Source organism: Kineothrix alysoides (assembly GCF_000732725.1).
GTDB lineage: Bacteria > Bacillota > Clostridia > Lachnospirales > Lachnospiraceae > Kineothrix > Kineothrix alysoides.
Genome location: NZ_JPNB01000002.1, coordinates 1527456 through 1543369, shown reverse-complemented (window position 1 = coordinate 1543369; position 15914 = coordinate 1527456). Strand labels below are relative to the sequence as shown.

The window sequence follows — 15914 nt, the reverse complement described above, 5'->3', positions numbered from 1 at the left end:
GAAGGATTGATTAAAAGGCTTTACTCCGGTATTTGTATGGTTACTGCAGCACAGCTTTCGCTTGGCGCGTCGCTGCGCATCCGTTTTTATATCATAGACGCTCTTTCCTATTACATAAAAAGAACCGCAAAGAATTAACTTCCCGGCCCTTTAAAGTTCTTTTTTCATGTAAATTCATTTGCAATACCATAGGCGGTTCCGAAAGCTTATGACTTCACCGCCATAGTCATTCCCTTACAGCGCATTGAGCTCATCTACGAAGACCCTGATATCATCCATAGAAATTCCGGCCTCTCCGCCTCCGAAGCTTACCACCCCGCGGAGGGGCATGTACTTCATCATAGCCTCCTGCATTTGGGCCGTAATAGCCTGAGCGGAAGCACTGCCTTCCTCGTCCTTATCGGTGGTCATTATGATATCCATATTGCTGCCCATAATCTTCATAACCCGCTCCTTGGCTTCAGGATTTTTGAAGATATCCTCCATAATAGAATCCGTGGTATAGACTACCGGCAGCGTTACCGTAGACTCCACATGAATTTCCTTCGTCAGCACGATGTCTCTGGAGGATTTTCCAATCATAATATCAAATTCTCCCGTTTCTACATGCCAGTCGTTAATTGCCGTATTGTAATATGCAAAAGAGCGCTTGGAAAGCCGGAAGCTCACCGTCTTCGTTTCCCCCGGTTCCAGAGAAACCTTCGCAAAATCCTTCAGCTCCTTTACCGGACGGATTACACTGCTTTCCTTATCGCTGATATAAAGCTGAACTGCTTCTTTTCCCGCAACCTTGCCCGTATTGGTTATATCCACCGTCACCGTCACGGTATCCGTATCCTCGATGCGGTCTGCACTTACACGCAGATTGGAGTAATCGAACGAAGTGTAGGAAAGTCCATATCCAAAGGGAAAAAGCACTTCCATTTTCTTCTTATCATAATAACGATAGCCCACGAATATCCCTTCTTTGTATTCTACCCGGTCTCCCTCTCCGGGAAAATTCAGATAGGAAGGATTATCCTCCAGCTTCAAGGGGAACGTCTCCGGCAGCTTGCCGCTGGGATTAACCTTTCCAAAAAGGATATCATACTGCGCACTGCCCACAGCCTGACCGCCCAGATACGCTTCCACCACGCCCTTTACCTCATTTATCCAAGGCATCTCCACCGGTGAGCCATTATGCAGGACTACAATTACATTTTTCTGCACCTGCGCCACCTGTTTGATTAATTCATTCTGGCATTCCGGCATTCTCATATGTACCCGGTCGAAGCCTTCCGATTCGAAGGAGTCGGGCAGTCCGGCAAAGATAACCGCCGCTTCCGCACCCTTAGCCAACTCCACCGCTCCCGCCAATAAAGCTTCATCCACTCTATCCTCTTCATCGATAAAACCCTGTGCATAAGAAATATTAGGATTTCCTGCAGCCATATCCAGCGCAGAAGTTATCTTATGGCTGTTGATATGAGAGCTTCCACCTCCCTGATAACGGGGCTTCTTCGCATACTTTCCGATAAATGCCACCTTAGCGCTTTCCTTCAGGGGAAGAACGCCGTCATTTTTCAATAGCACAATAGTCTCTTCCGCCACTGCGCGTGCTGCTTCATGATCCTTATCCAAATCAAAATACGCCGTCTTATCTCTATTTTCCTCAAACCGGAATACAATATTCAAAATTCTCTCCACTGCCGTATCCAGCACACTTTCCTCCAATCTTTCATTCTTTACCGCTTCCTTGATAAGCTTATCATTCTGTCCGCCGGAAGACGGCATCTCAAGATCCATTCCCGCCTTCAGATTCGCCACCCTATTATTTACTGCGCCCCAATCGCTCATCACATAGCCGTCAAATCCCCACTCTCCGCGGAGAATATCCGTCATATACTTCTTGCTTTCTCCCGCATACGTGCCATTCACTCTATTATAAGAATTCATCACAGTCCAAGGCTTCTGCTCCCGCACCGCTCCTTCGAATGCCGCCAGATAAATTTCCCTCATCGTTCGCTCGTCCACCTCTACAGACACCGACATCCTCCTCGTTTCCTGGTTATTCGCCAGAAAATGCTTAATGCTCACGCCCACATTCTTACTCTGCACCCCTTTAATAAACGCCGCCGCAATCTGAGACGCCACTACCGGATCCTCCGAATAATACTCGAAATTTCTGCCGCAAAGCGGAGAACGCTTAATATTCACAGCCGGTCCAAGCAAAACGCTCACACCTTCCGCCTGACACTCATTACCAAGCACCGCTCCCATTTCCGTCAGAAGCTCCCTGTTAAAAGAGGCCGCCGTCCCGCACCCGGCCGGAAAACAAACCGCCTTAATACTCTCATTCACCCCAAGATGATCTGCCTTATCATCCTGCTTCCTAAGTCCGTGAGGTCCATCCGCAACCATAGACTGAGGAATTCCCAACCTCTCCACCGCCTTCGTATGCCAAAAATCCGCCCCCGAACACATCGAACCCTTCTCCTCCAAAGTCATCTGCGCCACCAAATCCCTAATCTTTTCCGCCGTCATACAAATCTCCTTTCCAGTCTACCTATGCCCCAATTCTATCTATTCGTACGTTATTTGTTTTCTTCTTTGCTATTTTCTTCTTTGTTATTTTCTTCCCTATTAATTTTTTTTCACTAATTTCTTCTTTGCTAACTTCTTCACCAACTTCTTCTCTAATTACCTTCACTTTAATTCACTTTTTACGTATCTGCCTACTTCTCTTTCCTTTTTTGACTTTTTATTCATAACAAACTTCCCATTCCTCTTACCCCTGACTCTTACGTTCACTCTCTTACTTACCATTAAATTCCACGAGTCCATCTACCCTCATACTACCACACCCATCTTTTCCGCTCTATTCATTTTCATGACTTATTTATAGGTTAATATTGACTTTTATAATATCTTGTTCCATTATTATCTAAAGACCTCTTTTCACCCCATTTTAAAATAAGTACACCTTCGGCGAGCCACACACAGCAATCCACCCCCAACACCGTACCGCAACGCCGCCCTAACCCTCCCCACCCCTTCCGAATTTTCACATCCCCCTTCACGACCTTGAGCGGGACTATCTTCGGCGGTTTGGGTTCTGCTCCGTTAAGGGCGCGGCCGCGTTTTCTTAATGGAACCCTCGAAACCAAGGGAAAACGCCGCACGGATGCGGCGTTTAGGCAGCACAGCACACGGATGTGCTTTGCTGCCGGCCCGGCCCATTCCAGCTCCTAACCGGTTCCATTTAGAAAACACGAGCCGCCCCCGCAGGAGCAGAACCCAAATCCGCCGAAGATAGTCCCTCATAACCTAAACCAAAGCAAAAAAATCGAAAGGCCCCCACCCCTATGGAAAAATACCTCCACGAAGAAGTCCAAACCCGAGAAGACATCCAAGTTCGCTTTGACACCTACCGCGATTCCAATCACCTCATCACCAACCACTGGCACAACAGCATGGAAATCATCTGTATCTGTGAGGGCTGCATGGACGTCACCATCAACAATTCGAAATTCACCCTGAACGCAGGCGATTTCACAATCATCAACTCCGCAGACATCCACTCCACATACTGCCACGAAAACTGCCTCGTCATCCTGCTGCAGATACCATATCAATTTTTGAAAAAGAGCATTTCCGACTACGACAGCATCCGCTTCGAAGGTATTCCCAATTCTCCGGAGAAAAATGACCGTGTCCGCGCTATCTTAATGGAGATGAAAGACATCAACGATGAAAAAACGGAAGGATATTCCCTCCGTTTCTCCAGTCTTTTATACGATTTTCTTTACTCCATCCTTTGCTATTATAAGGCGGAAATTGACACCGCGGTAAAAATCAGAACAGATAAAAACCTGCGCCGGCTGGAGAACGTCATGGACTTCGTAAAGTCCAACTACGCCTCTCCCATCACCCTGGACGAAGCTGCTGCTTCCGTTGCACTGAACCCCGAATATTTCTGCCGCTTTTTTAAAAAATACATGAGGCTCACTTTTCTCGAATACGTGAACAAGGTCCGCCTCGCTCACGTATATGAAGATTTGATGAATACCGATTTGACTATTACCGGCATCCTGGAGCGCAATGGTTGTACCAATTACAAATTATTTATGAAAAACTTCAAATCAACCTATGGATGTACGCCTATGCAGATGCGGCAAAACAAAAAAAACATCTGACGCATATTATTTCCTATACCGCACAAACTATAAGAAAGCAGCTAAAAGTTTGCATTCACGAGAAAGGTATGGTTATTTTATGACAGATATGGATAAAATTACTCTCGGCGAAGCTCTCGCTATCAATACTCTGGATGATATACCCCAAGCGAAGAGCGACGCCCAAAAAATTGTAGGGCTCGTAAAGAGCAGCGGACGCGTGACCGGCTACCAATTATCCGACGGTTCCACAGTTTCCAAGCAGGAGGGAGTAAATCTTGCCAAGAACGGTGATATCAAAGGCGTAGGAATCGCCCACAGGAAGGATACGGAATATTTGAAGTCTCTGCCTGATGGGGAGGAAGACAATAATTTGAATAACCTCCCTTCGGTTTCAGGTTAAATTAAGAAGGCTTGCCGCACTGAGTATTCCTCGTGCGACAAGCCTTATTCTTGTTTATGTATTTCACCTTTTGCTAAGCTTAAACTGATTAATCAAATCCGTCATGACCATAGCTTGCGCACTCAGCTCCTCACTCGCCGCCGCACTTTCCTCAGATACCGATGCATTCGTCTGGACAACGCCGGAAATCTGATCGATTCCCTTTGCGATTTTATCCGCTTCCAAAGCCTGTGCTCTGGATTCCTGTGCGATTTTGTCTATCATTTCCAAAACAGTCTGGGCATTCTTAGCGACTTCCTCAAATGCCTCACTCGTTGTTCCTGTTAGTACTTTTCCTTTTTCAATATGGGACAGAGATTCCTCTATCAACCCGGTGGTGTTCTTTGCGGCATCTGCGGATTCCTGCGCCAGCTTCCTTATTTGATCGGCTACTACGGCAAAACCTTTTCCGGCTGCTCCTGCACGGGCAGATTCGATCGCCGCATTTAACGCCAGCAAATTCGTCTCGGAGGCTATGGCGTCGATGGTATCGATAATATTCTTAATGCCCTCCGATGCTGCGGCAATGTCGTTTATTGCCGCCACCAGCTGTTCCATCCGTGCTTTGCTGGTAACGACGGTCTCTCCTGTCCGTTCTCCCCACTCATCGGCGCCCTGGGCGTACTCGGCATTATTGCTTATCTGACCCGTAATATTAGAAATAACATCGGACAGTTCCTGTACGCTTCCCGCTTGATTCGTCGCACCCTGCGCGATGTCCTGCGCTCCTGCAGACAGCTCCTGTGCACCTGCACTCACCTGCTCTATTGCCACGCTCATCTCATACAGAGTGTCATTCATTTTTTCTTGAAAGCTCTCGATAGAACGCTGGATATTTGCGAAATCGCCGATAAATTCCACCGGACAGACACAGGTAAAATTGCCGGAGGAGAATTCTTTCATACCAAAGGCGATAGCATCGATATATTTCTTAATTTCCTTTACCGCAAAATCCAAAGATTTTCCAAGACTTCCAATCTCGTTATCCATATTCACTTCAAAGCTTAAGCCTAGATTTCCTTCCGCCAGCTTCTCGCATTCTTGCTGTAAATCTACAATCGGCTCGATGACCTTAGTCTTCACGTATCTATACGTTTTTATGATAAACCACACCGTTAAGGAAACGGCAAAGATAGTAGCCACGAATATGATGCCGAGCATCACGATGACCATTCTTCTTTGATTATCGATCTGCTCCTGCTTCTGTACTATCGTATCGTCCAAAAGGCTTACCAAGGCGTGGATTTTCACCTCTACACTATCCTTTAATAAAGCTTCCGCCTGTGCCTTGTCCGTCCCGTTCACGCTGAGCACTTCGTCTGCAAGCTGATGGATTTCTCTATGCAAGGGTTCTGCCTTCTCATAGAATTCGCTCATTTGCGGATTGCCTTTTACACCCGGCCCATATAAATATATACCGAAATCACATTTCGTCTCATCCCTCTGTCCCGTAAATTCCGTATTATAATAAACGGCTGAACTAAGATTTATCCACCATTTATAATGGGCCATTTCATAACTCAATAAATCGGATTTTTCCGCATTTATCTTTTCGCTCTTGCTAAAAACATAGTCGAAACAGAAAATACTCCCTCCCATCAGCAGCACGAGAAGTCCGGCCATAAATACAATTACAGCAAATCTTGAATAAAATATCTGCCCTATTGATCCTTTTGTTTTGGTAACCTTTAACATAACTTTTTCCTTTCTTAATTTATTTGAAAAAATCGCCATAAAGGTGTACCTTTTTTACGTACATTGTTATCTATTTGATTTACACTATTATACTGTCATTTTTTGTTGTTTTTTACAAAAAAATGTAATACAATTGTCAGTATAATTGTTTGTATATTCAAAAGAAACAAGTTGCTAAAAAGGTACACCTTTATAGCAACTTGTCTCTTTTTTCAGTGCCTTGAAACATATGGATTAAGTTTAGCCTTTCTGGCATACTACGTATAATAGGAGGACTAAAAAATGAAGAACTTTTATGGGTATATGCGGGTATCTACCGCCGATCAAAACATCGATCGGCAAAAAGTGGAATTGCTGAAATGGGGGATTATCGAACAGAACATTTATTGCGATAAATTATCGGGCAAAGATTTTAACAGACCTGAATATCTGAAAATAAAGAAAAGATTGAAGGAAGGCGACGTTCTCGTCGTAAAGAGCATTGACCGCCTCGGCAGAAGTTATCGTGATATACAAGAGGAATGGCGCGTTATCGTTAAAGTAAAAAAAGCAGATATCGTCATCTTGGACATGCCCATTCTCGATACCCGCACTAACAAAGACTTAATCGGTACCCTAATCTCCGATATCGTCTTACAGCTTTTGTCCTATGTCGCACAGGCCGAACGGGAGAATATCAAGCAACGGCAAGCAGAGGGCATTGCCATAGCCAAGGCAAAGGGAAGGCATCTGGGCCGTTTCCCCTCTCCCATCCCTGAAGAATTCTATCCGATATACGAGAAGTGGGAAAGCAAAGAATACACCCTTCGAACCGCCAGTGATGCACTTGGAGTCACCGTCAGTCAGTTCCGTACAATGGTCAAAAAGCATATAAACAATAAAAACGAAAGCCGAAAAAGCCCTTAAGTCTCTCTTCTACCCTTGCACCGTAGTATTTGCCGGCATTTGCTTTCTGCCGCCCGCAAGCTCGCTTACGAGGGTCGAGCCTAATATCAGTACCGCGCCTATTATCTGCTCTGTGCTCATATCTTCATGAAATAAAAGGGCGGAAAGCAGAATTGCTGTTACCGGGTCGATATAGCTGAACAAAGCTGCCGTCTGCCCGCTCAAATCCTTTAAGGAAGAAAAATATAAAAGATAGGCAATTCCTGTATTTACAATACCCAGATACAGCAATAGAAACAGTGTACTCACACCAAATGTTATCCCCGTCTTGTCTTCTGTATAAAGCACATACGGAAGCAGCACCAAAGATGCGATTCCTAACTGCGACACCGTCATATCCACCGCTTCTATTTCTTTCAGGAACTTATTCATGATCACTACGGAAGCATATAGCAGCGCCGCCGTCACTCCGAATGCGATTCCCTTCCATCCGCTTGCCGCTTCCTGACCATTTCCAAGAATATCCGCCACCAACGCCATACCGAACAACGATACCGCAACACATCCGGCCTTTACTGCCGTCAGTTTCTCCTTTAAGAAAAGGGGGGAGACGAGGATGACGAACACCGGTGCCAGATAATAGCATAAGGTAGCCACCGCTATCGTCGTATACCGGTACGCTTCAAAAAGGCAGATCCAGTTCGCTCCGATTGCTGCTCCGGAAAAGACAAGAAATTTAAGATTCTTTCTGATAGACGGCAGTGATAACCTCTTCCCCATCGCCAACCCCGCAAGCAATAAAAATACCGTTCCGATACTCCCTCTTACAATTGCCAATATCCCGGAAGATAAACCAATCGTTCTCACAAAGATCCCTATACTTCCAAATATGAACATCGCAGCAATTAACTTCACTTTCGCTTTCATCGCTTCTTCCCATTTCTAACAAATTTCTTTTATCCTGCCGTTTCCTGACTCTTATCGAAACAATTTCTTTTTCTTAAAATATATGAACTCGGCCAAAATAATGACAATGCCGAGGATAATCACTGCAGGATATCCATATTTCCACCGGAATTCCGGCATACCGGGAAAGTTCATTCCATACCATCCTACAAGGAGCGTCAAAGGCAGGAAAAATGCCGTAATAATCGTTAATATACTCATTACCTTGTTCTGCCTTACATCTATCTGGGATTGATACAATTCCCTTATCTGAATCAGATATTCCCTCAGCGCTTCCACATGATTGTGCAGCCTCTCCGTACGATTGGCATAAATCTGCCACGCAGCACACTCCTCCCGGCTAAACTCCTGATTCACATTCGCCTGCATCTGGTCGCCTATATTGATGAGCTGCTCATAATAGGAATGAAAAATGGTTAGCTTTTTGCGGTACTGTATAATTGTCTCATAAAAATGATCAGGAATCTTCAAAAGAAGCTTCTCCTCCATATCCGACAAATATTCCTCCAGCGTTTGCAGGTAAAGGACATCCTCCTCGATCAGCATCTCGAACAATACCAAAAGAATCTGATTCAGCGTACAGTTAGATATATTTCCCGATATTTTCTCCAGCATGTCCCCAAGCAAGGCTCTCTCTCCAAGGAAAAAGAGCTCGTTTCCTTTTACATAGAAACCGAAGGTAAAAAGTGCAATCTGCTCTCTATCACCCTTGGGAACCTTCATCGTCCCCTGAATGCAATCCTTGAAGGTCTCAATTTTACAGTATTGTATTTGCTTAAGCCCCTGACTCAGATTCTTTTTATGAGGGTAATCTCCTTGAAGCGCGTCGAACTCCTCCTCTTCCATTAGGTATATTTTATAATAATTACTTTCCTGCTCTTTATCCTCATCTACCTGAAACAGGATGCCGGTTTCGATATTCGCTAAATATTTCACCATATTAGTAACCATGCCCTTCCAATACCTGCAGCTTCAGGCCGCAGGCATAAAGTTGCTCGTGCATCTTTTTCCTGCAATTATAGCATATACGGAAGCAACCTTAAAGCGGGAAAACAATAGTGCCCGATAACCAATCCGCTTCCCCTGCATAACCTAATAATAAAAAAGGTGTTTCTATGTATCAGTTTACTCCCCGTCTCACATTCGTAAACATATTGGAAAAAAATAAACCCCGCGCTATGGCGTGGGTTACGGGCAACAGCTCCAACCCGCAGCTTAGCGGGCTGGTTAAATTTTATGATACTCCTTATGGGGGCGTTCTCATAGAAGCGGAAGTCTTCGGCCTCCCCAATGTATACACACAGGATGCCTCCGATTTCTATGCGATGCACATCCACGAATTCGGCGACTGCTCCGATGCTTTCGCCAATACCGGAGGACATTACAATCCGACGAACATGCCCCATCCCCAGCATGCAGGAGACCTGATCCCTCTTCTGGGCAATCAGGGCTACGCCTGGGCTTCTTTTTATGATAAACGTTTTACTGTGGATAATATTGTTGGCAAGTCCGTAATCATTCATGCAAAGCGTGATGATTTCACCACTCAGCCCTCCGGGGATTCCGGTGAAAAAATAGGCTGCGGTGTTATCCGCATAGAGAGCGGAAGGTAAACGCAGCCGTTACTTTTCAGCCTACAGCCTCCCCTTAAAATCTTCGTAGCCGAAGCTTCTTATTTGCTCACATTCGCCGTCTTCCCTCTCCCACACGATGGAGGGAAGCGGCATTCCGTTGAAGGTATTGTTTTTTACCATAGTATAAATGGCCATATCTTCAAAAGTCAGGTGGTCTCCGACCGCTAACGGCTTGTCGAAGGAATAGCTTCCTATCACATCTCCCGCCAGGCAAGTCGGCCCCGCCAGCATATAGGTAAAGGCTTTCTCTCCCTCCTGCCCGGAATCTCTGAGGGGCGGGCGATACGGCATCTCGAGAACGTCGGGCATATGGCAGGCTGCGGAAGAATCTAAAATCGCTATCGTTTCCTCATGCACCAAATCTTCCACTGTAGTCAGCAAATGCCCCGCATTCAAGGCGACCGCTTCTCCCGGCTCCAAATAAACCGTAACCCCGTAAGTGTCAGATATATGGCGAATACAGCTTTCCAGAAGCTCTATGTTATAATCCTCCCGTGTGATATGATGCCCTCCGCCGAAATTGACCCATTTCATCCCGTACAACCATGGGCCGAAGCTTTCTTCCACAGCCTTCAGCGTCACTGCAAGAGCGTCCGCATTCTGCTCACACAGCGTATGGAAATGAATTCCCTCCACCCACTCAGGCAGCCGGTCGGGAAACTCCTTTGCCATAATTCCCAGACGCGAGCCGGGGGCGCAAGGGTCGTATACTCCGTGCCCTTCCTGAGTGGAACATTCAGGATTCACCCGGATTCCTACGCTTCTCCCCGCCTTTGCCGCCCTTTCGCCATACTTCTTAAGCTGGGAAAAGGAATTGAAAACGATATGCCCGCAGCAGGACAATATTTCCTCCATATCCTCTTCCTTGTATGCCGCAGAAAAAATATGAGTTTCCTTTCCCATCTCCTCCGAACCCAGCCGCGCCTCATATAAGCCGCTGGCTGCCGTTCCATCCAAGTATCTGCCGATCAGAGGATAGCAGGAGTACATGGAAAAAGCTTTCTGCGCTAATAATATTTTACAGCCTGTCCGCTGGCTGACACCCTGCAAAATCTCCAGATTCTTTTTCAGGGCACTTTCCATCACGATATAACATGGTGTTTTCAATTCTTCTCTCTTCATAACTGCTCCATATATTTTATGCTATTCCACCATAACCGGATTCTCACTCACCTGCCAGGGAAGACCGAATTCGTTCAGCGCCTCCATGAACGGGTCGGGGTCGAACTCTTCGATGTTATATACGCCTGCCTTATCCCATGCCTTCGTCATCAGCATCGCCGCGCCGATCATCGCAGGAACGCCGGTAGTATAAGCAACTGCCTGAGAGCCCACTTCTTTATAGCATTCCTCATGATCGCATACGTTATAAATGTAAACAGTCCTTTCTTTTCCGTCCTTCTTTCCGGTAAAGATGCAGCCGATGTTAGTCTTACCCTTTGTACGGGGACCTAAGGATGCCGGGTCGGGAAGAACCGCTTTTAAAAACTGCAGAGGAACTATTTCTTTTCCTTCATACACGATTGGCTCTATGGAGGTCATGCCTACGTTTTCAAGGCATTTTAAATGAGTCAGGTAGCTTTGTCCGAAGGTCATGAAGAAACGGATTCTCTTGATTCCCGGCATATTCAGGGCAAGAGATTCCAGCTCCTCATGATGAAGCAGGTACATATCCTTCTCTCCCACCTCCGGGAAATTATAAACCCGCTTGATTTCCATCGGTTCTGTCTCTATCCAATGTCCGTCCTCCCAGTAGGAACCTTTCGCAGATACTTCACGAATATTGATCTCAGGGTTGAAGTTGGTGGCAAAAGGATAACCATGGTCGCCGCCGTTGCAGTCCAGAATATCTATATAATTGATTTCATCGAAGTAATGTTTTAAGGCATATGCGGAAAATACTCCCGTAACTCCGGGGTCGAAACCGCTTCCCAAAAGTGCGGTGATTCCTGCCTTTTCAAAACGTTCCCTGTAAGCCCACTGCCACTTATACTCAAACTTCGCGGTATCCTCCGGCTCATAATTTGCCGTATCCACATAATTTGTTTTTGTAGCAAGACACGCATCCATAATGGTGAGATCCTGATAAGGAAGTGCAAGGTTCAGCACCACATCCGGCTTTTCTTTTTCAATGAGGGCAATCAGTTCCTGCGTGTTGTCCGCATCCACCTGCGCCGTGGTGATTTTTGCCTTTGTCATTCCCTCTAATTTCTTCTTTACTGCCTCACACTTCGACACGGTACGGCTGGCAATACATATTTCCGTAAAAACATCGCTGTTTTGGCAGCATTTGTGAATTGCTACTCCGGCTACACCTCCGCAGCCAATGATCAATACTTTTCCCATGATAATCATCTCCTTTTATTCTTATAATCATTTTATTATTAAACTAATAATTTTTCCTGCTTTTTACACCGGACCGGTATTTTTAGGGGAAGTTTTCCACAATATGTCGGTTTTACCCTATCCTAGGTTTTTTGTTTCAGGAAAGAGCCAATAACAGCTCTCGTACTATTTTTCCTGCCGTCGCTGTAGACACTCCGCTCCCGTCATATGCAGGGCTTAGCTCATTCACATCGCATCCTACGATATGGCAGCCTTTCGCCGTTTTCAGCATCGCTTTCAGAAGTTCAAGGAAGCTTACGCCTCCAGCCTCCGGCGTTCCCGTCCCCGGAAATACCGAAGGGTCTAAGACATCCAGGTCGATGGTAAAATAAACCGGCTTCCCTCTGAGCCTTGTTACTGTCTCCGTCAGGTTATCGAAGTCGAACTTCCGCATCGCCACATGCCCTTCTTTCGCCCACTCGAATTCCTCCCTGTCGCCGGAACGGATGCCGAATTGATGAATTCTCCCGTCTCCCAGCAGTTCCCAACTCCGCCTTAACACGCAGGCGTGAGAGAGCTTTACTCCCAGATAATCTTCCCTCAGATCCGCATGGGCATCGAAATGCACGATATGCAAATCGGGATAATTACGGGCAGCCGCACGCACGCTTCCCAGCGTTACCAAATGTTCGCCGCCTATCATAAAGGGAATCTTTCCGTCTTTTATAATCGTCTCTGTACGCTCCTCGATGGCTGCCAGAACCCGTTCCGTATCTCCGATGGGCAATTCCAAGTCTCCGCTGTCGAATACCTTACAATCCAGCAAATCCTTGTCCTGATAGGGGCTATAGGTCTCCAGACCATAGGACTCGTTTCGCATTGCCTGAGGGCCGAAGCGGGTTCCCGGCCGGTAAGAGGTGGTGGAATCAAAGGGAGATCCGAACAGTACAATTTTCGCTTCCTCATATTCCGCTTCACAGCCGATAAAATTTACAATATTTTTATTCAACATCCTTCACCAACTCCTCCACATATGCCGGAAGCGCAAACATCCCCTGATGCAGCCTCGGCAAATAATATCTCGTAGGTATTCCCTTTAACGTCCAGGTCACTCCGTCCAAATCATTCAGCGGATGGTACTGCTTCGAAGCAAAGCCGAACAGCCAGTGTCCCGAAGGATAGGATGGTATGTGCGCCTGATAAATTTTGCTGATGGGAAAGGACTCTATGATCCGTTTGTGCATCCGCTGGCATTGAAAAGCTTCTTCTTTGTAAAAGGGACTTTCATGCTGGTTGATCATCACTCCGTCGCTATGAAGGGCGTTGTAGCAGTTGCCATAGAATTCCTTTGTAAAAAGCCCCTCGCCCGGCCCGAAGGGGTTGGGCGAATCTATGATAATCAAATCATATACATCCGATTTCGAGCGAACGAACCGCAGGCCGTCCTCGTTGAAAATACTTACCCTCGGGTCATTCATGCTGCACGCCATCTGAGGAAAAAATTTACGGCATACCTCAATCAAGAGAGGATCGGCTTCCACCACATCGATTTTCTCCAGAGCATCGTATTTTACCAGCTCTCTTACGATACCTCCGTCACCGCCGCCGATGACCAGCACTTTTTCCACATGGGGATGAACCGCCATGGGAACATGGGTTATCATCTCATGATAGATGAACTCATCCTTTTCGGTCAGCATCAGATCGCCGTCCGCTACCAGAATTCTTCCGAACTCCTTGGATTCCAGAACATCGATTCTCTGAAATTCACTTTGCGCGCTGAAAAGCTGCTGCTCCACGCGAATCGACAGCTTCACATTATCCGTATGCTCATCCGAAAACCACATTTCCATAATAATCTGCCTCCTTACACATGTTTCAATACATTCAAGTATTCAATGTCCGCATCCTCAGGACCAGTCATGGAACAGCCCTTTTCCTTCGCATACAGTATATATTCTATAATTCCCTTGGTAATCATTTCTCCCGGTGCCAAAATCGGAATTCCCGGAGGATAGCACATCACGAACTCGCTGCATACCCTGCCCTCCGTGGCTTCAAGGGGGAGCGATTCCTTTTCCGCGTAAAAGGATTCCTGGGGCGTAGTTACCACATAGGGATCCATATATTCCTGCGTAAGCATTCCCGCCTTATCCTTCTGATAGCATCGTTTTACCTCCGCCAAGGCGCTTACCAGCCTCTCCACCTCCTGCCTGCGGTCTCCGATAGAAAGATAGGCAAGGATATTTCCGATGTCTCCGAATTCAATCTGAATGTCGTACTCATCCCTCAGTATGTCGTAGACCTCGATTCCCGCCAGGCCGATTTCCAGCGTATGAACAGACAGCTTCGTGCTGTCGAAATCATAAATGCTGTTCCCGTTTATCAACTCTCTGGAAAATGCATAGTACCCGCCGATTGCATTGATTTCCCCTCTGGCGTAGTCCGCAATCTCTATGACCTTGGCGAAAGATTCCCGTCCCCGAAGAGCGAGGTTACGCCTCGATATATCCAGACTCGAAAGCAGCAAATAGGAGCCGCTGGTTGTCTGCGTCAGGTTGATGATCTGACGCACATGGCCCTCGTTCATATTGGAGCCGATTAGAAGCAAAGAGCTCTGTGTCAGGCTCCCCCCTGACTTGTGCATACTCACGGAGGACATATCCGCTCCGGCGTCCATGGCTGAAACCGGCATGTTCTCGCCAAAATACAGATGGGTTCCGTGTGCCTCGTCCGCAAGTACCTTCATACCGTGGTCATGGGCGAGCTTCACGATGGTCCGAAGATCCGAGCATATGCCGTAATAGGTGGGATTGTTCACTAACACTGCTACAGCGTCCGGGTGGCTTATGATTGCCTGTTCCACCTGAGATACCCTCATTCCGAGAGAAATTCCCAGATTCTTATCCACATCGGGATTCACATAGACCGGCTTGGCGCCGCAGAGCACCAGTGCATTGATTACACTTCTATGCACATTTCTGGGCAGAATGATTTTATCTCCCTTTTTGCAGCAGGAAAGCACCATCGCCTGCACTGCGGATGTTGTTCCTCCCACCATGAGAAACGCATGATTTGCATGGAATGCTTCCGCTGCCAGCTCCTCCGCTTCCCTGATAACGGAAACCGGATGGCATAGATTGTCTAGCGGCTTCATGGAATTCACATCGATACCCACGCACTTTTCCCCCAATAGCTCCACCAGCTCAGGATTCCCTCTTCCGTGTTTGTGTCCCGGAACGTCAAAGGGCACTATCCTCATTCTTCGAAAGCGCTTCAATGCTTCATAAATTGGGGCCTCCTCCTGCGACAGCCTTCTTGCAGCGCTGTTTTCATCATCAATGGGTAATTTTTCCATAACAATTCCCTCTCTCTCTTTACTTTAGCCAATACATTCCCGTCTATGCATGCGCCGCCCTCTAGGAGGGCTCTTTATGTAATAGGGTTTTTATTACATAAAAAAGGCAGGAATGCATATACATCATTCCTACCTTGCGTTTTTCTGTTCGCTATCAAAGTCTTCCGCCCTCGCTCTCCTTTTCCGTAAAGTTCTTCCCCGAAACCGCCGATTCTGCCGGAGGGTCATGGAAGTTTCTTTCAGTCGGGATAACCGGATTCGACGCTTTTCGAGGGTGCTTGGATTAACGGGGGCCACTCCCCCTATCCTATGCCCGCGCTTTGACAAACCGCATCGCAATTCGTTTGTTAAGGACAGAAAAATCATTTTATTATTCAGCATTACAGATATTCAGGTTCTCGAGTCTATATAGCAAATATTTCACTTTTAATACTCTTATTGACCGTTTCACAAGT

The 15914-nt window shown here is 46.6% G+C and carries 15 protein-coding genes; 4 read left to right on the top strand and 11 right to left on the bottom strand.

Translation table 11 applies throughout. The features are described from left to right. Nucleotides 1–234 precede the first annotated feature (234 nt). From CC90_RS0118140 to CC90_RS24260, 3 genes are read right to left on the bottom strand one after another with little or no spacing between them, the layout of a single operon-like run. Nucleotides 235–2523 (bottom strand): glycoside hydrolase family 3 C-terminal domain-containing protein, encoded by a 2289-nt coding sequence (locus tag CC90_RS0118140; protein ID WP_031392131.1) that lies wholly within the window; start codon nucleotides 2521–2523, stop codon nucleotides 235–237. A gap of 22 nt (nucleotides 2524–2545) precedes the next feature. Continuing rightward, the gene (locus CC90_RS24265; RefSeq protein ID WP_157837564.1) at nucleotides 2546–2689 is read right to left on the bottom strand and encodes a hypothetical protein; all 144 of its coding nucleotides are present in this window, start codon (nucleotides 2687–2689) and stop codon (nucleotides 2546–2548) included. Beyond that, entirely contained in the window at nucleotides 2686–2823 is a 138-nt protein-coding gene (locus CC90_RS24260) for a hypothetical protein (RefSeq protein ID WP_157837563.1), read from the bottom strand. Before CC90_RS24260 ends, CC90_RS24265 begins: the two co-directional genes overlap by 4 nt. 521 nt (nucleotides 2824–3344) lie before the next feature. On the opposite strand from CC90_RS24260, the gene CC90_RS22610 reads away from it, so the two are divergent. Further along, on the top strand, nucleotides 3345–4175 hold the full coding sequence (locus CC90_RS22610; protein WP_031392130.1) for an AraC family transcriptional regulator: 831 nt from the start codon (nucleotides 3345–3347) through the stop codon (nucleotides 4173–4175). A 79-nt stretch (nucleotides 4176–4254) separates the two neighbouring features. Then, complete coding sequence (locus CC90_RS0118115; protein ID WP_031392129.1) at nucleotides 4255–4557, top strand: DUF3892 domain-containing protein; 303 nt, start codon at nucleotides 4255–4257, stop codon at nucleotides 4555–4557. A gap of 63 nt (nucleotides 4558–4620) precedes the next feature. On the opposite strand, the gene CC90_RS23335 is transcribed toward CC90_RS0118115, so the two are convergent. Continuing rightward, nucleotides 4621–6330: a methyl-accepting chemotaxis protein gene (locus CC90_RS23335; RefSeq protein WP_051869766.1), complete on the bottom strand. Its 1710-nt coding sequence runs from the start codon at nucleotides 6328–6330 to the stop codon at nucleotides 4621–4623. Between the two features lie 243 nt (nucleotides 6331–6573). Between CC90_RS23335 and CC90_RS0118105 the strand changes: the two genes are divergently transcribed. Beyond that, nucleotides 6574–7197: a recombinase family protein gene (locus CC90_RS0118105; RefSeq protein WP_031392127.1), complete on the top strand. Its 624-nt coding sequence runs from the start codon at nucleotides 6574–6576 to the stop codon at nucleotides 7195–7197. 9 nt (nucleotides 7198–7206) lie between these two features. Here the strand turns inward: CC90_RS0118105 and CC90_RS0118100 are convergent, their stop codons facing one another. Then, nucleotides 7207–8103 (bottom strand): DMT family transporter, encoded by an 897-nt coding sequence (locus CC90_RS0118100; RefSeq protein ID WP_031392126.1) that lies wholly within the window; start codon nucleotides 8101–8103, stop codon nucleotides 7207–7209. Nucleotides 8104–8154: 51 nt separating this feature from the next. After that, nucleotides 8155–9081, bottom strand: a complete 927-nt coding sequence (locus tag CC90_RS0118095; RefSeq protein ID WP_031392125.1) for a magnesium transporter CorA family protein — start codon at nucleotides 9079–9081, stop codon at nucleotides 8155–8157. 176 nt (nucleotides 9082–9257) lie between these two features. Between CC90_RS0118095 and CC90_RS0118090 the strand changes: the two genes are divergently transcribed. After that, nucleotides 9258–9755, top strand: coding sequence for a superoxide dismutase family protein (locus CC90_RS0118090; protein WP_031392124.1), 498 nt, complete (start codon nucleotides 9258–9260; stop codon nucleotides 9753–9755). A gap of 21 nt (nucleotides 9756–9776) precedes the next feature. Here the strand turns inward: CC90_RS0118090 and nspC are convergent, their stop codons facing one another. The 5 genes from nspC to CC90_RS0118065 all read right to left on the bottom strand — a co-directional run bounded on the left by nspC (nucleotide 9777) and on the right by CC90_RS0118065 (nucleotide 15459). Then, nucleotides 9777–10898, bottom strand: coding sequence for a carboxynorspermidine decarboxylase (gene nspC / locus CC90_RS0118085; RefSeq protein ID WP_031392123.1), 1122 nt, complete (start codon nucleotides 10896–10898; stop codon nucleotides 9777–9779). A 21-nt stretch (nucleotides 10899–10919) separates the two neighbouring features. Continuing rightward, nucleotides 10920–12122: a saccharopine dehydrogenase family protein gene (locus CC90_RS0118080; protein WP_031392122.1), complete on the bottom strand. Its 1203-nt coding sequence runs from the start codon at nucleotides 12120–12122 to the stop codon at nucleotides 10920–10922. 136 nt (nucleotides 12123–12258) lie between these two features. Then, nucleotides 12259–13113 carry an agmatinase gene (gene speB / locus CC90_RS0118075; RefSeq protein ID WP_031392121.1) on the bottom strand — a complete coding sequence of 285 codons (855 nt, stop codon included), beginning with the start codon at nucleotides 13111–13113 and terminating at the stop codon, nucleotides 12259–12261. Beyond that, nucleotides 13103–13954 (bottom strand): polyamine aminopropyltransferase, encoded by an 852-nt coding sequence (gene speE / locus CC90_RS0118070; RefSeq protein ID WP_031392120.1) that lies wholly within the window; start codon nucleotides 13952–13954, stop codon nucleotides 13103–13105. The genes speB and speE overlap by 11 nt, the downstream gene beginning before the upstream one ends. A gap of 14 nt (nucleotides 13955–13968) precedes the next feature. Next, nucleotides 13969–15459 carry an aminotransferase class I/II-fold pyridoxal phosphate-dependent enzyme gene (locus tag CC90_RS0118065; RefSeq protein ID WP_051869764.1) on the bottom strand — a complete coding sequence of 497 codons (1491 nt, stop codon included), beginning with the start codon at nucleotides 15457–15459 and terminating at the stop codon, nucleotides 13969–13971. Between the last annotated feature and the right edge of the window lie 455 nt (nucleotides 15460–15914).